At 64.1% G+C, this 17,892-nt stretch carries 15 protein-coding genes; 9 read left to right on the top strand and 6 right to left on the bottom strand.

The features are described from left to right. Nucleotides 1-13: 13 nt before the first annotated feature. Together ligA and QMA15_RS14795 are read left to right on the top strand one after the other, a co-directional pair. Nucleotides 14-2,116, top strand: coding sequence for an NAD-dependent DNA ligase LigA (gene ligA, locus QMA15_RS14800; RefSeq protein ID WP_195791154.1), 2,103 nt, complete (start codon nucleotides 14-16; stop codon nucleotides 2,114-2,116). Between the two features lie 47 nt (nucleotides 2,117-2,163). Continuing rightward, on the top strand, nucleotides 2,164-2,652 hold the full coding sequence (locus QMA15_RS14795; protein ID WP_019747912.1) for a GNAT family N-acetyltransferase: 489 nt from the start codon (nucleotides 2,164-2,166) through the stop codon (nucleotides 2,650-2,652). A gap of 13 nt (nucleotides 2,653-2,665) precedes the next feature. Here QMA15_RS14795 and QMA15_RS14790 read toward each other — a convergent pair whose 3' ends face one another. Further along, the gene (locus tag QMA15_RS14790; RefSeq protein WP_020969299.1) at nucleotides 2,666-3,316 is read right to left on the bottom strand and encodes a hypothetical protein; all 651 of its coding nucleotides are present in this window, start codon (nucleotides 3,314-3,316) and stop codon (nucleotides 2,666-2,668) included. Nucleotides 3,317-3,617: 301 nt separating this feature from the next. Between QMA15_RS14790 and gatC the strand changes: the two genes are divergently transcribed. Both gatC and gatA read left to right on the top strand, forming a co-directional pair. After that, a complete protein-coding gene (gene gatC, locus QMA15_RS14785) occupies nucleotides 3,618-3,917 on the top strand; it encodes an Asp-tRNA(Asn)/Glu-tRNA(Gln) amidotransferase subunit GatC (protein ID WP_003944747.1) in 300 nt (99 codons plus the stop codon). Continuing rightward, on the top strand, nucleotides 3,914-5,392 hold the full coding sequence (gene gatA / locus QMA15_RS14780; protein ID WP_021343887.1) for an Asp-tRNA(Asn)/Glu-tRNA(Gln) amidotransferase subunit GatA: 1,479 nt from the start codon (nucleotides 3,914-3,916) through the stop codon (nucleotides 5,390-5,392). The genes gatC and gatA overlap by 4 nt, the downstream gene beginning before the upstream one ends. Nucleotides 5,393-5,449: 57 nt before the next feature. Here gatA and QMA15_RS14775 read toward each other — a convergent pair whose 3' ends face one another. Both QMA15_RS14775 and QMA15_RS14770 read right to left on the bottom strand, forming a co-directional pair. Further along, the gene (locus tag QMA15_RS14775) at nucleotides 5,450-6,838 is read right to left on the bottom strand and encodes an alpha/beta-hydrolase family protein (RefSeq protein WP_290285149.1); all 1,389 of its coding nucleotides are present in this window, start codon (nucleotides 6,836-6,838) and stop codon (nucleotides 5,450-5,452) included. Continuing rightward, on the bottom strand, nucleotides 6,835-7,509 hold the full coding sequence (locus QMA15_RS14770; RefSeq protein WP_029255103.1) for a hypothetical protein: 675 nt from the start codon (nucleotides 7,507-7,509) through the stop codon (nucleotides 6,835-6,837). The genes QMA15_RS14775 and QMA15_RS14770 overlap by 4 nt, the downstream gene beginning before the upstream one ends. A gap of 164 nt (nucleotides 7,510-7,673) precedes the next feature. On the opposite strand from QMA15_RS14770, the gene QMA15_RS14765 reads away from it, so the two are divergent. From QMA15_RS14765 to gatB, 4 genes are all read left to right on the top strand, one after another. Further along, nucleotides 7,674-8,948, top strand: coding sequence for a histidine kinase (locus QMA15_RS14765; protein ID WP_279163821.1), 1,275 nt, complete (start codon nucleotides 7,674-7,676; stop codon nucleotides 8,946-8,948). Nucleotides 8,949-8,957: 9 nt separating this feature from the next. Further along, nucleotides 8,958-9,620 carry a response regulator transcription factor gene (locus QMA15_RS14760; RefSeq protein ID WP_007729374.1) on the top strand — a complete coding sequence of 221 codons (663 nt, stop codon included), beginning with the start codon at nucleotides 8,958-8,960 and terminating at the stop codon, nucleotides 9,618-9,620. Between the two features lie 115 nt (nucleotides 9,621-9,735). Further along, nucleotides 9,736-10,767: an ATP-dependent 6-phosphofructokinase gene (locus QMA15_RS14755; protein ID WP_019747919.1), complete on the top strand. Its 1,032-nt coding sequence runs from the start codon at nucleotides 9,736-9,738 to the stop codon at nucleotides 10,765-10,767. A gap of 25 nt (nucleotides 10,768-10,792) precedes the next feature. Next, a complete protein-coding gene (gatB, locus tag QMA15_RS14750; protein ID WP_019747920.1) occupies nucleotides 10,793-12,304 on the top strand; it encodes an Asp-tRNA(Asn)/Glu-tRNA(Gln) amidotransferase subunit GatB in 1,512 nt (503 codons plus the stop codon). Nucleotides 12,305-12,393: 89 nt separating this feature from the next. Here gatB and QMA15_RS14745 read toward each other — a convergent pair whose 3' ends face one another. Together QMA15_RS14745 and QMA15_RS14740 are read right to left on the bottom strand one after the other, a co-directional pair. Further along, on the bottom strand, nucleotides 12,394-13,440 hold the full coding sequence (locus QMA15_RS14745) for an NAD(P)-dependent alcohol dehydrogenase (protein WP_019747921.1): 1,047 nt from the start codon (nucleotides 13,438-13,440) through the stop codon (nucleotides 12,394-12,396). Between the two features lie 140 nt (nucleotides 13,441-13,580). After that, nucleotides 13,581-14,711 (bottom strand): PQQ-dependent sugar dehydrogenase, encoded by a 1,131-nt coding sequence (locus tag QMA15_RS14740; protein ID WP_279163820.1) that lies wholly within the window; start codon nucleotides 14,709-14,711, stop codon nucleotides 13,581-13,583. Between the two features lie 90 nt (nucleotides 14,712-14,801). Here QMA15_RS14740 and QMA15_RS14735 point away from each other — a divergent pair, with 90 nt between their 5' ends. After that, nucleotides 14,802-15,629, top strand: coding sequence for a DoxX family protein (locus tag QMA15_RS14735; protein WP_020907255.1), 828 nt, complete (start codon nucleotides 14,802-14,804; stop codon nucleotides 15,627-15,629). A 68-nt stretch (nucleotides 15,630-15,697) separates the two neighbouring features. Here the strand turns inward: QMA15_RS14735 and QMA15_RS14730 are convergent, their stop codons facing one another. Next, complete coding sequence (locus QMA15_RS14730; RefSeq protein WP_020907256.1) at nucleotides 15,698-17,233, bottom strand: amino acid permease; 1,536 nt, start codon at nucleotides 17,231-17,233, stop codon at nucleotides 15,698-15,700. Nucleotides 17,234-17,892: the final 659 nt, after the last annotated feature.

Below are 17,892 nucleotides of genomic sequence, written 5' to 3'. Positions count from 1 at the left end.
TAATCTTCTAGCTGTGACTGAAACCGCGGATGCAATGCAGCCAGCGCCCAACGAGGCGCGCGAGCAGTGGACGGAGCTGGCCGAAGAGGTACGCCAGCATCAGTTCCGCTACTACGTTCGTGACGCGCCCGTCATTTCGGACGGTGCATTCGACACATTGCTCGGGCAGCTCAATGCTCTCGAAGAGCGGTACCCGGATCTGCGAACTCCCGACTCTCCGACGCAACTCGTCGGCGGCGGATTCGCGACGGACTTCACGTCCGTCGATCACCTCGAGCGGATGCTCAGCCTCGACAATGTCTTCGACGAGTCCGAACTCCGCGGATGGATCGCCAAGGTAGAGCAGGAAACCGGGCCGGAACTGCACTATCTCTGCGAAGTGAAAATCGACGGTGTCGCGCTCAATCTCGTCTACGAGAACGGCAAACTCGTGCGTGCGGCAACCCGCGGCGACGGTCGTACGGGCGAGTTGGTCACTCTCAATGCCCTGACGATCAACGACATCCCGGAGCGGCTCACCGCTACGGACGAATACCCGATTCCAAGCTTGCTCGAGGTGCGAGGAGAGGTGTTCTTCCGCCTCGAGGACTTCGCGGCACTCAATGCCTCCCTGGTGGAGGAGGGTAAGGCGCCGTTCGCCAATCCGCGCAACTCTGCGGCGGGCTCCCTGCGTCAGAAGAATCCTGCCGTCACCGCGCGTCGTCGCCTCGGCATGATCTGCCACGGGTTCGGGCGCATGGAAGGTTTCGAGCCGGCTTCGCAGTACGACGCCTACGTGGCCCTCGCCGCCTGGGGGCTGCCGGTGTCCACGCACACCTCGCGGGTGGTTGGCGCCGACGCCGTGGTCGAGAAGATGAAGTACTGGGGAGAACATCGCCACGACGTCGAGCACGAGATCGACGGGTTGGTGGTCAAGGTCGACGAGATGTCGTTGCATCGACGTCTGGGCACCACGTCTCGCGCACCGCGGTGGGCGATCGCGTACAAGTACCCGCCGGAAGAGGTCACGACCAAGCTCCTCGACATCCGGGTCAGTGTCGGCCGTACGGGTCGCGTGACGCCGTTCGCGTACATGGAACCCGTCACAGTGGCGGGTTCCACTGTGTCCTTGGCCACCCTCCACAACGGCTCGGAGGTCAAGCGCAAGGGTGTGCTGATCGGCGACACCGTGGTGTTGCGCAAGGCCGGAGATGTGATTCCCGAGGTTCTCGGTCCCGTGGCAGACGTTCGTGACGGTACCGAGCGCGAGTTCGTGATGCCGACGCATTGCCCCGAGTGCGGCACGTTGTTGGCACCCGCGAAAGAGGGCGACGTCGACGTGCGATGCCCTAATCAGCAGTACTGCCCGGCGCAGTTGCGCGAGCGCGTGTTCCACGTCTCGGGGCGCGGAGCATTCGACATCGAGGTGCTCGGTTACGAGGCCGCGACCGGACTGCTGGAGGCGAAGGTCATCGGTGACGAGGGCGACCTCTTCTCACTCGACGCCGAGAAACTGATCGAAGTTCCGATCTTCCGCACCAATGCGGGAGCCCTGTCTGCCAACGGAAAACGCTTGCTGGCCAACCTGGATTCGGCCAAGGACAAGCCGCTGTGGAGAGTGCTTGTGGCACTGTCGATTCGGCACGTCGGCCCCACTGCTGCGAGGGCGTTGGCTGGCGAATTCGGTTCGCTGCAACGTATTCGGGAAGCGTCGGTCGACGAGTTGGCTGCAGTCGACGGCGTCGGATCCACGATCGCCGCCGCTGTCGTGGAGTGGTTCTCCGTCGACTGGCATCAGCAGATCGTCGACAAGTGGGCTTCGGCCGGGGTGCGCATGGAGGACGAGCGAGACGACTCGATTCCGCGCAATCTCGAGGGTCTCTCGATCGTCGTCACCGGTTCGCTCGAGACGTACTCGCGAGATCAGGCGAAGGAAGCGATTCTGGTGCGCGGCGGTAAGGCGGCTGGGTCGGTCTCGAAGAAGACTGCGTTTGTCGTCGTCGGTGAAGCGCCCGGTTCCAAGCATGACAAGGCAGTCGAATTGGGTGTGCCGGTGCTCGACGAAGACGGCTTCCGGCGGTTGCTCGAAGATGGCCCGGATGCGGTCGCTCCCACCGATTTGGACGAATCAGAGTGACTTTGTCCGATTTCTGAGATTGGTGTGCTGGGTGCGATAGTGACGCCATGATCGAGATTCGTGAAGTTCTACCGGCTGAGTTCGAGACCGTCGGGGAACTGACTGTGCAGTCGTACGTGGGTGGCGGATTTGTCGCCGGCGGATCGCCGTACGCGGAGCGCCTGCGAGACACCGCAACTCGGGTGGAGCAGGGGCGGGTGCTGGTTGCCGTTCTCGGCGAAGAGGTCGTGGGTTCTTTGACGATCGCCGAACCCGGCACGCCCTTCGCGGATGTTGCGCAGAAGGGCGAACTCGAGTTCCGCATGCTCGCGGTCTCGCCGCAGGCTCGGGGATCGGGCGCCGGAACCGCATTGGTTCGCGCAGTGATCGCCGAAGCCTACGACCGAGGCGATCACTCGGTGGTCATCTCGACGCAGCCCGAGATGGTCGATGCTCGTCGTATCTACGACCGCAACGGGTTCGTCCCCGATCCGGAGCGCGCGTGGGAGCCGATTCGCGGTATGGAGTTGACGGTCATGGTTCGCGGTCTGGCCTGATTACCCAGCCTGGTCAGCCCAGCACTGTCGCGACGATTCCGGCGAGATAGCCGAGGCGGGCTATCTCCGAAGGGCGGAATTCGGGTCCTCCGGGACGACCGAGCATGAGGACGCGATTGCCGGAGCCGAGCGGTGCGGCAGCGAGGCTGGTGTTCATCTCTCGCCAGACGTCCGGAACCCAGTCGGCCTCGCCGTCGAGGGCGGTGGGCTTGTCCAGTGGCATCCACGGAATGTCGGTGGCATGGGTTTCCGGCGCGCCGGCGCTACCGACGACGCGGTACGCACCGTGCTTGCCGATGTCCGCGACGACGCACCAGCCGACTCGCAGTACACGCGGCGCGCCGTCGACGAGGACCTGTAGTCGATCGTTTCGGGCTGTCGCAACGGAATCGATGAGTTCGAGCTCACGATGGGTGTCGAGAATCCCGGCGTAGGGGCGGATCGAATCGACCAGCACGTCGGGCAGATGCTCGGCAGCGGTGATCAACGTGTCGGGCAGTGCTCCGGGTTCGACGTCGACCACGAGGTCGTCGATGGCAAAACCGTCGCCTCGCTCCACGACGTCGAGGGAGAGGATGTCTGCGCCCACGGATCCGAGAGCTACGGCGAGCGCGCCGAGGCTGCCGGGTCGGTCGGGCAGTTGGACGCGAAGCAGGTACGACACGTGCGTGCCTTTCGCTGATCGGTTCTCGCCCGGATCACGTCGACCCGGGCCACACCCATCTTTGCACTTGCTCAGCACGCGTTGGTGGGCGCCGCGGCGGGGTCACACCGGGTGCACATGCTTGTCACACGAGCGAAACACGAGGTGGATTCGACGTGGCGGTGGACACAGTAGGCGTGCGTACCGGTCGACACAGCAGGCGTGCTTACAGGGACACAGCAGGCGTGCTTACAGGTCTGTCGCGGCGAGCAACTAGGCTGGACCGGCAATGTTCACGTCCTCTTCCGAAAGGGGCCCCGCGGTGCCTGCCATCTCCCGTGACGAGGTCGCGCACCTCGCGCGGCTGTCCAGACTCGCCCTGTCCGATGCCGAACTCGACGAGTTCGCCGGTCAGTTGGATTCGATTCTCAACCACGTCAAGGTGGTCACCGAGGTTGCGGCCGACGACGTCCCGCCCATGGCGAACCCCAATGCCGTCACCAACGTGACGCGCCCCGACGTGATCGTGCCCGGGTTGACCCCCGAGCAGGCATTGTCCGGAGCACCCGCAGTCGAACAGGATCGCTTTGCGGTTCCGCAGATCCTTGGAGAGGGCGAATGACCGATCTGACCACGCTGGACGCCGCTGAGCTGGCCGGCAAGATCCACTCGCGTGAGGTGTCCTCGGTAGAGGTCACGCAGGCGCATCTCGACCGCATCGCTGCCGTCGACACCGAGTACCACGCCTTCCTGCACGTTGCCGGCGAAAAGGCTCTCGAAGCCGCCGCAGCAGTGGACAACTCGCTCGCAGGCGGAAACGAACCCGCTTCGGCACTCGCCGGCGTCCCGATCGCGTTGAAGGACATCTTCACCACGACGGACATGCCGACCACCTGTGCGTCGAAGATTCTCGAAGGCTGGGTTGCGCCGTACGACGCGACCCTGACGAGCAAGCTTCGCGCTGCGGGCATCCCGATCCTCGGCAAGACGAACCTCGACGAATTTGCGATGGGCTCCTCCACGGAGAACTCCGCATTCGGTCCGACGCGTAACCCGTGGGATGTCACCCGCATCCCCGGCGGATCCGGTGGTGGTAGCGCTGCAGCGCTCGCGTCCCGTCAGGCCCCGTTGGCCATCGGCACCGACACCGGCGGTTCGATCCGTCAGCCCGCTGCGGTCACCGCGACGGTCGGAACCAAGCCGACGTACGGAACTGTCTCGCGCTTCGGGCTCGTCGCGTGCGCCTCCTCGCTCGATCAGGGTGGTCCCTGTGGTCGCACCGTGCTCGACACCGCTCTGCTGCACGAGGTCATCGCCGGGCACGATCCGCGTGACTCCACGTCCATCGACGCACCCGTGCGTCCGGTGGTCGCTGCGGCACGTGAAGGTGCAGTCGGCGACCTGCGCGGCGTCAAAGTCGGTGTGGTCAAGGAACTTCACTCCGACAGCTACCAGCCCGGCGTCATCGCTTCCTTCGACGCTGCTGTCGAGCAACTCAAGGCTTTGGGCGCCGAAGTTGTCGAGGTTTCGTGCCCGAGCTTCGAGCATGCGCTCGCGTCGTACTACCTGGTGCTGCCCAGTGAGGTCTCGTCCAACCTGGCCCGCTTCGACGCCATGCGTTACGGACTGCGTGTCGACGAAGGCAACATGAGTGCCGACCAGGTCATGGCGGCAACCCGCGCCGCCGGTTTCGGCCCGGAAGTCAAGCGCCGCATCATGATCGGTACCTACGCACTGTCCTCGGGCTACTACGACGCCTACTACGGTTCGGCGCTCAAGGTTCGTACCCTCATCGCACGCGATTTCGACAAGGCCTACGAGAAGGTAGACGTACTGGTCTCGCCGACCAGCCCGTTCACGCCGTGGAAGTTGGGGGAGAAGGTCGGCGATCCGTTGGCCATGTACCTCTCCGACCTGTGCACGCTGCCGACCAACCTGGCCGGACACTGCGCCATGTCGGTGCCATCGGGTCTGTCCGCGGACGACAACCTGCCGGTGGGCCTGCAGATCATGGCGCCCGCCATGGCTGACGAGCGCCTCTACCGTGTCGGTGCCGCCTACGAAGCTGCTCGCGGCCCGATTGCAACTGCAGTCTGACCTGTTTGCTGTGCGCCTTTATTAACCCCCCGCGGTTAATAAAGGCGCACAGCAGTTTCAGGAGCAAGTCCCCAAAGCTGTTCCCTGATCGGTTCCGTAGCGGTGGCCGTGACCGGCGGGTACACCGAGCGAACCGAGCATGTCGACGGTGGTCTGCAAGAACGTGACGCCCGGGATCCACTGCGGGATCGGGCCGTCTTGCACGGCACGGCTCAGATCCGGCTTCTGCGTCGCGAGGGCGGGGGACCACCACACCACCGGGTCGGACGTGTTCGCTAGGACGGTTGCGCCGTCCGTCCGTGTCGCGCCGGCCGGGGGACCGGCCCACAACACGTCGCACGGGACGGTGGCACTGCTCTCGGTCAGTGCGGCGCTGCCGCCGACGGCGCCGAGGCTCTGTCCGTAGAGGAACAGGTCCGGTCGCTCTTCGGCAGGCATCGCGGCAATGTGGCTGCCGACAGCTGTGAACAGGGCGGTGGCTGATTCTTCGGCGTCGTCGCGGCTGAACAGGAATGTCGCCCAACTGGGTGCGTCGGAGTATTGCTGCCCGACTATCGCGACGTCTCCGCCGAACCGTTGCTCGATACCGTCGACTGCGTGGGTGTCGATCCAGCCCGAGCCGGTCGGAACGGCCACCACGACGCTGTTGCGGGCGAAGCCGCCGACGCGATCGAGTTCGTTCACGGCGAGAGCGGCACGCGATGCGGCATCGGGTGCGGAATCCACACCGGCGTAGACGCGCACCGAGTCTTTGCCTGCAGCAACGAACTTGCGTCCCTCCGCGCCCATCGAGGTCCACGAGATGAGCGATTCGGAGCTACCTGTCGCAGAGGCCGAAAGTGGCTGTGTCAGAGCGGTGTCGATGTACGCGTTGGACTTGTCGAACGAATCGGCGAGGCCGTTCCAGACGGCGGGACCGACGACCAACTGCACGCCGAGGACTCCCATGACCAGTGCGCCCACGCTCCGCGCGAAACCCATCCACCGCAGCGCCTTCGAAAGTCCGACCCCGAGGCCCCAGAGTGCAAGGGTGGTCAGCGAGGCAATGCACCCCGCCTCCACCCAGTGGATCAGCCCGGCAGGCGGTGCGCCCATCGCTGCTCGCAGCGAGTTCTGCCAAGCGGCGGCGGCGAACATCGCAACTGCGGTGCCGGCAGTCGACAACCCGAACGCGGTTATGCGCCAATGACGTTCGTCGAATCGGACCTTGGCCCGGTCGGGGACGAGCCGACGGGCTACCGCGGAGAACGCCCACATCGCCAGTAGCCCGACCGCGACGAGCAGACCGCTGAATACCCCTTGGAGCACGGCTGATCTCGGCAGGAGTCCGGGAGCTAGCGAGATGGCGGACATCGCTGCCATGGCGACGCTCGTGGACACCCGGGGGAGTGCGAGCGCCCCGACTCGGGCGAGGACGGGGGTCCGTGACGCATTCAGAACGCTCATGCTGCAATCGCTTTCGGGGAGAAGGAGAACTCGTTCGACGGATCGAGGCGCCGCGATCGCATCAGGGTGAAGCCGAGGGCGGAAACTGCCAGAACTCCGGCCGTGCCGTAACCGAACCCCGATTCCGCGACCGGTGTCAGATAGCTTTGGCGCCAAGAGTTTCCGTTCACCGCTGTGACGGCGACATCGGCCATCGCGAAGCAATACCCACGTGAGAGAAAGGACGTGCGGTCTTCACAGGCCGCATGCATTCGCTCGTCGAGCTGACCGTCGAGGACCTGGCGGGCCCACGGCCCCAGTTCCGTTCCGTGCGAATGCGCGTAGCGGAGTAGGTCGTACCCGAGATCGTGTGCTTTGCAGGCCGAGTCGAATTCGTCGGGAAGCGGAATCGGTGACGAGCAGTCGCCGTGGGGGTTGGCGAGGTATCCGTCGACGACGGTAGGCGTGTAGCCGGCAAATGCGGCGAAATCCGACGGGATGGTGGTCGCAGCATCAGAGGCATCCGCGGTAGTCACAGTGGCGATCGCCCTGGATGCGTTCGAATTCTCGGTGCGCGGCGGCTCGGCTCCGCTCGCTCCGGCAGTGACGGTGATCGCTGCCGTTGCCGCCAGCGCCAGGGCAGCCCAGGTGCCGGCGCTTCGAGAGAGGTCTTTCACTCGTGTGATCCGCATGCCGTTCACGCTATGAACGGACAATCCTGGCGGTCATCGCTCTGGAGAGGGGTTCTCCGACGTGCGATCGGGTGAGAATTCCCTCCCCTGTGATACCTCGGAGGTAGGGGGATCTCACTCTGCAGTATGAGGACTTTCGGGGTTCGCCTTCATAGGCTTGACGGGTGATCAAGGTCCGAAGGAAGAACAGAGGCGCACCGGGTGTGCCCGCGCCGACATACACCACTGCCGGGTCGATGCTGTCCGGCCTCGACGGGGCGGTCGTACATTCGGAGAAGGTGCGCCGGGCAACCAGTTTCGTGGCCCGCGGTCAGTTCTGGAACATCGTCATCGTAGTGATCACTCTGATCCTCTATTCGATTGCCTGGCCGACACTGCAACTGACGCATCATGTTTCGCCGCCGATCATGCCGTTCGTCGCCGCGTTGGCCGCCTTTCCGTTTGTCCTGATCCGGATCAACGCTCCATTGGGGTGGGCGGTGTCGGCGGTGTCGGCACTGATCATCCCGTTGGTGTTCGACAACACAACTGGTTACGACTACCCGTGGCAGGTCGTCCACATCATCGTGCTGATGTCGTTGCTCGCCGCGGTGAGTCTGCGGGCGCCCATTCAGGTTGTCGGCGTCGCCTGGATCGCCACGGTGCTGCTTTTCCTCGGCAACGCTCCGGGAAGCGACGGAGCCGGTTGGGCTGTCGGATTGAGCGCGCTGGTGGTCTTCTGCCTGCTGATCCGCTGGTTGGTTCTCTCTCGTCGTCAATTGGCCAAGCAGGAGGAAGTCAGTGAACTCGAGCGCACTCGGCGAACGATCCTCGAGGAGAAGGCGCGGATCGCCCGCGACTTGCACGACATCGTGGCCCACCACATGTCGATGGTGGTCGTGCAAGCGCAGAGTGCGCCGTACCGACTCGATGCGGTCACTCCCGAGATCCGGACCGAATTCGAATCGATAAGTGAGACAGGGCGAGCAGCGCTCAACGAGATTCGTGGTCTCCTCGGAGTGCTGCGCAGCGACGGTGACTCCGTGGTGACGGCCCCGCAACCGGGCGTCGATCAGTTAGACGACCTGCTGCTCGGCAGTACCCGTGCCGGACTTCCGGTGTCGTGGCGAGTCGACGGAGATCGAGCGTCGGTCTCGGAATCCACGGGCCTTGCGCTCTACCGGATCATTCAGGAGTCGATTACCAATGCGGCCAGGCATTCACCAGGCGGACCCATCGAGGTCGCCGTGGCGTTCGGCCCGCAATCGGTGAGCGCGCTCGTGAACAACGGGCCTTCGCCATTGGGTGGCAATCAGCACTCGGCGTCGGAAACCACTGGTGGCAACGGAATACGCGGAATGCGTGAGCGGGCTTCGGCGGTGGGCGGCATGCTGTTGGCAAACCGGCGCGAGGACGGAGGGTTCGAGGTCCGGGCCGAGTTGCCGTCGATGCCCGCCTAGGCTGTCCGAGTGCCCATCACAGTATTCATCGCAGACGACCAGGCGATGGTTCGACAAGGGTTCGGAGCCCTACTCTCCGCCCAGCCAGACATCAGCGTGATCGGCGATGCGCCGGACGGCAAGATCGCCGTCGCCGAGGTCGCGCGATTGCGTCCGGATGTGGTGTTGATGGATGTTCGTATGCCCGAGATGAACGGACTCGACGCTGCCCGCCAGATTCTGTCCGCCGGATGGGAACCGCCGGTGCGAGTCCTCATGCTCACCACTTTCGACATCGACGACTACGTCTACGAGGCCCTGAGCGTCGGAGCGAGCGGGTTCATGCTCAAGGACGCACCGGCTGAGGAACTGATTCGGGCGGTGCGCGTCGTCGCCGAAGGGCAGGCCTTGCTGGCGCCGACGGTGACGCGTCGCCTGATTGCCGATGTGACCAGCCGGCGGGCCGCACCGCGCGCACGGCCCGCAGCGCTCGATGCGCTGACCCCGCGTGAGCGCGAGGTCCTCGAACTGATCGCCCGCGGATTGTCCAACGTCGAGATCGCCGAGCGGCTGTTCGTCGCCGAGCAGACCGTCAAGACCCATGTCGGGAAGGTGCTGTCCAAGCTCGATCTGCGCGATCGCGCCCAGGCAGTCGTGTTGGCGTACGAAAGCGGGCTCGTCACGCCGGGTTAGGGGTCCCGTGCGGCGCGGCGTTGCGGCTCGGCAACGCCGCTATCCTGCGGCAATACGGTGACTGGGGGAAGATGGACACCAAGATCCACAATCCGGTCACGAGAGGTGCTGCACTATGCGAATCGGAATCCTCACGGGCGGCGGCGACTGCCCGGGCTTGAACGCGGTCATCCGCGCCGTCGTACGTACATCGGCCGGTCGTTACGGCAGTACCGTGGTCGGATTCCGGGACGGCTGGCGAGGATTGCTCGAGGACCGCAAGGTCCCGCTCGACTCCGATGACCGCATCAACCGCATCCTCACCCGCGGCGGCACGATCCTCGGCACCGCTCGCGTGAACCCCGACAAACTCCGTGCGGGCCTCGATCAGATCAAGCAGACCCTCGACGACAACGGGATCGACGTCCTGATCCCGATCGGCGGCGAAGGCACACTCACCGCGGCCAGTTGGCTTTCCGAGAGCGGCGTACCCGTGATCGGTGTGCCCAAGACGATCGACAACGACATCGATTGCACTGACGTGACTTTCGGTTTCGACACCGCCTTGGCTGTCGCCACCGACGCCATCGACAGACTCCACACCACGGCTGAATCGCATCAGCGCGTCATGCTCGTCGAGGTGATGGGCCGGCACGCGGGCTGGATCGCGCTGCAAGCCGGACTGGCGTCGGGGGCACACCTGACTCTGGTTCCGGAACAGCCGTTCGACGTCGACGAGGTGTGCGCGATGGTCAAGAAGCGCTTCCAGCGCGGCGACTCCCACTTCATCTGCGTCGTCGCTGAAGGCGCGATGCCCGACCCCGCGTCGATGACCCTGCGCGAAGGTGGCATAGACGAGTTCGGCCACAAGATCTTCACCGGCGTCGCGCAGCAGCTCGGAAACGAGATCGAGCGCCGCATCGGCAAGGAAGTTCGCACCACCGTCCTCGGACACATTCAGCGCGGCGGCACCCCGACGCCGCACGACCGCATCCTCGCCACTCGCTTCGGCGTTCATGCCACCGACGCAGCTCACCGCGGAGATTTCGGTCAGATGGTCGCGTTGCACGGAACGTCCATCGACCTTGTTCCGCTCGCCGAGGCGACCCGCAAACTCAAGACGGTGCCCAAGGAGCGCTACGAGGAGGCAGCCGCATTCTTCGGCTGAGCCGCAGACGCATAAACTGATCACCATGACTGCTGTCGATGCGCCCGACATCCTCGATTACGACGAAGTACTGACCAAGTACGAGCCTGTGATGGGTATGGAGGTGCACGTAGAACTCGGCACCGCGACCAAGATGTTCTGCCCGTGCCCCACCGAGTTCGGTGCCGAACCCAATACCCAGGTGTGCCCGGTCTGTCTGGGCATGCCCGGTTCGTTGCCGGTGGTGAACGCAGCCGCTGTCGAGTCCGCGATCCGGATCGGCCTTGCGCTCAACTGCTCCATCACGCCTTGGGGCCGATTCGCGCGCAAGAACTACTTCTACCCGGATCAGCCGAAGAACTACCAGATTTCCCAGTACGACGAGCCGATCGCAACCGAGGGATATCTCGACGTGATCCTCGACGACGGGACGACGTGGCGTGTCGACATCGAGCGCGCGCACATGGAGGAGGACACCGGTAAGTCCCTCCACGTCGGTGGCGCTACGGGCCGTATCCACGGTGCGAGCCACTCACTGCTCGACTACAACCGTGCGGGTGTGCCGCTGGTGGAGATCGTCACCAAGACCATCCACGGTGCCGGTGAGCGCGCTCCCGAGGTTGCCCGCGCCTACGTGACGGCGCTTCGTGATCTGCTCAAATCACTCGACGTCTCGGACGTGCGGATGGATCAGGGATCGATGCGCTGCGACGCCAACATCTCGCTGATGCCGATCGGCGCCAAGGAACTCGGAACGCGTACCGAGACCAAGAACGTCAACTCCCTCAAGAGCGTCGAGGTCGCAGTTCGCTACGAAATGCGCCGTCAGGCAGCAGTTCTCGACGCCGGCGGCGAGGTCATCCAGGAGACCCGCCACTTCCAGGAAGCCGACGGCACCACCGCCGCCGGACGCCGCAAGGAAACGGCCGAGGACTACCGCTACTTCCCGGAACCGGATCTCGAGCCTGTTGCTCCGAGCGCCGAGTGGGTCGAAGAACTGCGCGGCACCTTGCCGGAGCTTCCCTGGATTCGCCGCGCGCGGATCCAGAAGGACTGGGGAATCTCCGACGAGGTCATGCGTGACCTCGTCAACGCCGGCGCCATCGATCTGGTGATCGCGACCACCGAGGCCGGTGCTTCGCCCGAGGCAGCGCGCTCCTGGTGGCTGTCCTACCTGTCGCAGCAGGCCAACACCCGCGGCGTCGAACTCGGCGCTCTGCCGATCACCCCGGCGCAGGTTGCGCAGGTCGTAGCTCTCATCGACAGCGGCAAGCTCAACAACAAGGTCGCTCGCCAGGTCGTCGATCACGTCCTCGACGGCGAGGGTGACCCGGAGCAGGTTGTCGCGGCCCACCCGGAGCTGGTCGTCGAACGTGACGAAACCAAGCTCAAGGCAGCCGTCGACGAAGCACTCGCAGCCAACCCTGACATCGCGGACAAGATCCGCAGTGGCAAGGTCCAGGCCGCCGGAAAGATCGTCGGCGACGTCATGAAGGCCACCCGAGGACAGGCAGACGCGGCTCGTGTGAAGGAACTTGTCATCGAGGCGTGCAGCTAGCGCACACTGAATTTCTGACACTGATGCCCGGCCGAATCGAATTCGGCCGGGCATCAGTGTTTTTCCGCTGTCGTTCTACCGCTGTCGGTCTACAGACCAGGGACCACAACCGCACGGCCGCTGAGCGTTCCGGCAGCCAGTCGTCGATACGCTTCGGCACCGTTGTCGAGACTGAAGGTCTCCACCGCGATGTCGAAGATGCCGGCGTGGGCGAGGTCGATCAATTCGATCAACTCGTTGCGGGCACCCCAATAGGGAACTGTCACCGAAGCCTCGTAAGGACTTTGGAAGAACCCGACTTTGGCGTGGGCCTGGCCGTCCCCGATCCCGACGATCGTGACGTCTGATCCGACGCCGGCGACAGCCATCGCGGTGTCGATGGTGGGCTGGTAGCCGACGAAGTCGAGAACCAATGCGGCGCCTTGACTTCCAGTGATCTTGCGGACGTTCTCGGCCGCGTCCTTGTCGGACAGAACCACTTCGTGAGCGCCTACCTTGGTTGCCAGTTCGAGCTTGTCCGCGCTCACGTCCAAAGCGATGACCGTTGCCGCCGAGAGGTGACGGAGGAGCTGAATAGCGACGTGGCCGAGACCGCCGGTACCAATGACAACCGCGAACGAGCCTCCGCGAAGTTTCGGCAGAGAACGCTTGATCGCGTGATACGGCGTCAGACCGGCGTCGGTCAGCGGCACCGTCTTGACCGGGTCGAGGTCACCGATCGGGACAAGGTGGCGAGGAGAATCGACGATCATGAACTCGGCCAACGCGCCGGGTGCACCGAGACCGGGAGGATTGATGCCGAGTTCTTGGGCGCGAGAGCAATAGTTCTCGAGTCCTTGTGAGCAGTGCCAACAGTTGCCACAACCCCAAGGCCCGTAGACGACGACATTGGTTCCGATGTCGAGACCTTCGACACCCTCGCCGACGGCGGCGACCTTGCCTGCGCCTTCGTGGCCGAGCGTGAGCGGAAGGCCGTAGGTGTACTGCTCTTCGGGCAGGCTCATGATGAAGTCGTCCGAGTGGCAGACGCCGGCAGCGGTGACTTCCAGGAGCACTTCACCTGGACCGGGCTCGGGTTTGGGAATCTCCGTGAGTTCGGGTTCCGCGCCGATTCTCGTGTACTGGATTGCCTTCATACCGACTCCTTTGTCGTGGTTGGCCAACCGCTCCTGGCAAGTGCGGGGTGTTTAGCCCCGCTAACAAAAGACTACGCATCTGTGCATGTTCGGTCACGGGATCCGTGACCGAACAGACATGGCGCTTCGGCGATCGCGGTTCAGTCGATCCCGCCGCTGCCACTCGGCATCGGGATCTTGACCACCTTGTCGTCGTTCGGCCCCGGCTCGCCCGCGGTCTTGTTGATCGTGCTCGCCCACATCAAGCCGTCGGATCCGAGCGCCAAACCGCCCAGTTGGCCGTACGTGTCTTTCGCCACTGCCGACGGCGCGGTGGTGATCGCTCCCGTTCCGGGGTCAGCGGCCAATGCGGAGATCGCTTTGCCGGCCCCCAACGCGACAGCTACCACTCCCTGCGCCGCAATGCACCCCCCGACGCCGGGCCGGTCGGGCCAGGTCCAAGCGGGCGACGTCACTGTGCCGTCGGAGCCGACGCGTTGGAGGCGATCTTCGAGAGTGGTTCGGTCGGTGACCCAGGTCGCGATGCCGGGATCGACACACACGCCGCCGCCGTTACCGATTCCGGACAGAACAACTTCCGGGCGAGGCGGCGCAGCGTTTGGCGTCAACGATCGGACTCGCAACAGTTTCCCCGCCAACGAGCCGGGATCCTGAGCAACCGCAGGGTTGCCGGTATCGCCTGTCAGGACCATGAGCTGGTCCGGGGCCGCGAACTCGACTGATCCGCCGTTGCCGCTTGCACCGCGCGGGATTCCGCCGAGGACCTCCTTGGCGGTGTCACCGGGAGCAATGCGGACCACCCGGTTGTCGGTTCCGGTGGTGACGTAGGCATAGATCAGGTTGTCTTCGACAAATGTGGGGGAGAGGGCGATGTCGAGCAGTCCGCCGTCGCCGCTGCCGTCGACATCGATCTTGGCAACCTCGACCGGTGTCGTGTTGGGGGCTACCTGCATGATTCGGCCGGTTCGCCGTTCGGCCACCAGCCCGGAGTTCCCGTCCGGGAGTGTGACGAGGCCGCCGGTGGTGTCGAGACAGGTTGCGATCACGGCGGTGTCGGCGTCCTGACACGGCCCGAGGGGGCCGGTCCGCGGCGCCGGCGGCGTGGTCGACGGCGGCGGGTTCTCCGGCTGCACTTCGGCGCTTGCCTGGTTGGTCGGTTCGGGTGTGAACGGCGAGGCAGTCGATTCGTCGAAGTCCGCGCAACCTGCGAGCAACGATGTCCCGAGCACCAGAGCCAGTGCGCCCAGCGCTGCATGCCTACCCGTAGTCATGCCCAAGACGTTACGTAACCCACGGCAGATGCCGCCACGCCGGACCAAGGTTCCCCGTCGAGTTCGTGAATCGGCCATAGGCTCACCTACGTGACTGACGAGCGAAAAGATCCCAGCGAGTTGTCGGATGCGGACAAGCCGACGGGCAACGTGTCCAGTCCGTATGACTCGCCCACCGAACAATTTCCGACGGTGAGCGCCAAGAATCCGTTGCCGCGGACCGACGACGATCTCGATTTCGGTTCCACGAACGCCAACTCGCTGACCGAACAGATACCGACATACCGAGCGCCGGGCGCGGATCAGCCGACAGTGGCTCTCGAGCGAGAGACGGCGTACGACGCTCCGATCGCCGCCGTCCCCACCGCCGAAGCCGTGGCAGGGACCACCGAGACTCCGCGGGGCCGAGGCACTCTCGACCTCGGTTTGCTTGCACTGCGATTGGCCGTCGGCGGAACGGCACTGGTGCACGGTCTGCAGAAGTTGACCGGTATCTGGAACGGGCCGGGTCTGGGCGGTTTCGAGACGATGCTGGCGGATGCCGGGTTCCAGCAGGCGAAGTGGATGGCGATCCTCGGCGCCGTCGGTGAGGTCGCAGGTGGCGCCCTCCTGATCCTGGGGTTGCTGACTCCCGTTGCGGCAGCATCGGTTCTGGCCGTGATGATCAATGCGTGGGCGCTGCGTCAGGCGAGCGCACCTGGACTGGAGTACTTCGCCCCGGCCGGTACCGAGTACGAGATGCTGCTCGGAATCTGTGCGGGCGTCATCATTTTGACGGGTCCTGGCCGTATTTCGCTCGACGGTCGTCGTGGCTGGGCAACCCGCCCGTTCGTCGGATCGCTCGTGGTCTTGATCCTCGGCATCGCTGCGGGCGTCTGCACTTGGATCTTCCTGAACGGTGCCAATCCGCTCATCTGAAACTCGCGCCGTCGAACAAACGAACCGCCGCTCTCCGAATCGGAGAGCGGCGGTTCGTCTGTGAAGGATCAGTCCTTGACGAGTACCGGGTCGGCGTTCGCGGACGGGATGGCTGTTCCGTCCTTGAGCTTGCGACCGAGGACCGACTTGCGGTGACCGTAGGCGAAGTACACGACAACACCGATGGCCATCCAGACGAGGAACCGGATCCAGGTCTCGACCGAGAGGTTGAGCATCAGCCAACCGCAGGCGAGCACGGCGACGATCGGTACGAAGGGCACCAGTGGGACGCGGAATCCGCGCGGCAGGTCGGGGCGGGTGCGGCGTAGGACGATGACACCGACACAAACCAGGACGAATGCGAACAGCGTTCCGATGTTGACCATCTCTTCGAGCGTGCCCATCGGGAAGAAGGCTGCCAGGACGGCGACGATGCCACCGACGATCAACGTGATGCGCATCGGGATGCCCTTGGCGTTGGTCTTGGCCAGGCTGCGCGGCATGAGGCCGTCACGGGACATTGCGAAGAGGACGCGGGTCTGGCCGAGCATCATGACCATGACAACTGTCGTGAGGCCGGCCAGGCCACCGAAGTTGATGGCGGTTTGTGCCCAACCGATTCCGTTGGCCTCGAATGCGGTTGCGAGGGTGGCGCTGGAATCGCCGACCAGAGGACTGCCGTCCTTGAGTTCGGTGTACTTGACCATGCCGGTCAGGACGAGTGTGACGGCAACGTAGAGAACGGTGACGATGGCGAGCGAGCCGAAGATTCCGCGTGGCAACGACTTCTGCGGGTTCTTGGTTTCCTCGGCCGTGGTGGCGACGACATCGAAGCCGATGAAGGCAAAGAACACGAGGCTGGCTGCGGCGAGCAATCCGTAGGCGCCGTAGCTACTTCCGCCTGCACCGGTCAGCCAGGAGAACAAGGTCTGATGGATTCCGCTTGCAGAGCTCTCGGATCCTTCGGACGGCGGGATGAAGGGAGAGTAGTTCTCCTTCTTGATGTAGAACGCGCCCACGACGATGACGAGCAGGACTACTGCGATCTTGATCGCGGTAATGATCGCGGAGACTCGCGAGGAAACCTTGGTGCCGATCGCGAGAATCAGGGTGATCGCGCCGATGATGAGCAGGGCGCCCCAGTCGAAGCTGATCGACCCGATGTGGGCGGTGGTGCTGCCGCTCGCCCCGATGACGTTGCCGAGGTACAGCGACCAACCCTTGCCGACGACGGCGGAGGCGAGAGCAAACTCGAGGATGAGGTCCCAGCCGATGATCCAGGCTGCGAACTCACCGAACGTCGCGTAGGAGAACGTGTATGCGCTGCCTGCGACTGGAACGGTGGAGGCGAACTCCGCGTAACACAGCGCGGCAAGGCCACAGGCGATCGCAGCGAGAACGAATGCCAGTGAAATCGAGGGTCCTGCGACATTGCCTGCGGTTCGAGCAGTCAGCGTGAAGATGCCTGCGCCGATGACGACGGCGACTCCGAATACCGTGAGGTCCTTCGCGGTCAGTTCCTTCTTGAGCTTTGTCTCAGGCTCGTCGGTGTCCGCGATCGATTGCTCGACGGATTTGGTGCGCCATATGCCGACTCCGGGCATGTATTGCTCCTTGGTTGTTTCCCGTCGACCTTGTGGGTGGCGGGCGGTGGCTGACTGTCGTCGTTGTGATGTGCGTCTCAGCGACCTGATGAGGGAACCACTGGTGAGCGCCGTGTGCAAGTCAGCTCGCTCGAACTGACCGAAATGATCACCTGACTGGAAGTCATCCCCCCTCATGTATCTGAATTGATCAGCTGGTGTCTGGAACCCTACGTCCAAGTGAATTCGCTCACGAGCCGGACGCGCGATTCAGTCTGAAATGTCTGATAGCTCATATCGTTCCGTTCGTGCTCCGCGTGTCGGCCGACTATTCGGTACCTGTCGGTCGGTCTTGTGGTCAATGAGTCTCACCGTTGCGGTACGTCCGTACCAGAATTATGTATATGTGTATCCGCGCAAGATGGCTGACAGGCCACTGAACCCACTACGACGCAGTGGCGTTCGGTGGTGGTACTCCGACGTCTCTCGACGCTTCCGAACTCGACCGGATGTGCGATGTCGCGGAATTCCGTATGGGCGCTGACCTTTCATCCGTTCTCGTGTGAAAGAAGTCCCTGGACGCTGCGCCGGCTCAGGTCGCCATGCGCATGTCCTACGTGTCGGCGTGGTTGTCGAAGGTGCTGCCGACGATGCGTACCAAACCGACGGGATGATCGGAT

The organism is Rhodococcus sp. APC 3903 (genome assembly GCF_030407755.1).
Lineage (GTDB): Bacteria > Actinomycetota > Actinomycetes > Mycobacteriales > Mycobacteriaceae > Rhodococcus_F > Rhodococcus_F erythropolis.
Note: the sequence above shows the minus strand (reverse complement) of the source record. Positions and strands in the feature narration are given on the sequence as shown.

What these genes read in the sequence shown, in the direction of transcription:
- QMA15_RS14795 (WP_019747912.1), top strand. Translation starts at nt 2,164, where the DNA reads ATGATCGAGATTCGTGAAGTTCTACCGGCTGAGTTCGAGACCGTCGGG.
- QMA15_RS14755 (WP_019747919.1), top strand. Translation starts at nt 9,736, where the DNA reads ATGCGAATCGGAATCCTCACGGGCGGCGGCGACTGCCCGGGCTTGAAC.
- QMA15_RS14730 (WP_020907256.1), bottom strand. Translation starts at nt 17,233, where the DNA reads ATGCCCGGAGTCGGCATATGGCGCACCAAATCCGTCGAGCAATCGATC.
- gatB (WP_019747920.1), top strand. Translation starts at nt 10,793, where the DNA reads ATGACTGCTGTCGATGCGCCCGACATCCTCGATTACGACGAAGTACTG.
- QMA15_RS14775 (WP_290285149.1), bottom strand. Translation starts at nt 6,838, where the DNA reads ATGAGCGTTCTGAATGCGTCACGGACCCCCGTCCTCGCCCGAGTCGGG.
- QMA15_RS14740 (WP_279163820.1), bottom strand. Translation starts at nt 14,711, where the DNA reads ATGACTACGGGTAGGCATGCAGCGCTGGGCGCACTGGCTCTGGTGCTC.
- QMA15_RS14770 (WP_029255103.1), bottom strand. Translation starts at nt 7,509, where the DNA reads ATGCGGATCACACGAGTGAAAGACCTCTCTCGAAGCGCCGGCACCTGG.
- gatA (WP_021343887.1), top strand. Translation starts at nt 3,914, where the DNA reads ATGACCGATCTGACCACGCTGGACGCCGCTGAGCTGGCCGGCAAGATC.
- QMA15_RS14745 (WP_019747921.1), bottom strand. Translation starts at nt 13,440, where the DNA reads ATGAAGGCAATCCAGTACACGAGAATCGGCGCGGAACCCGAACTCACG.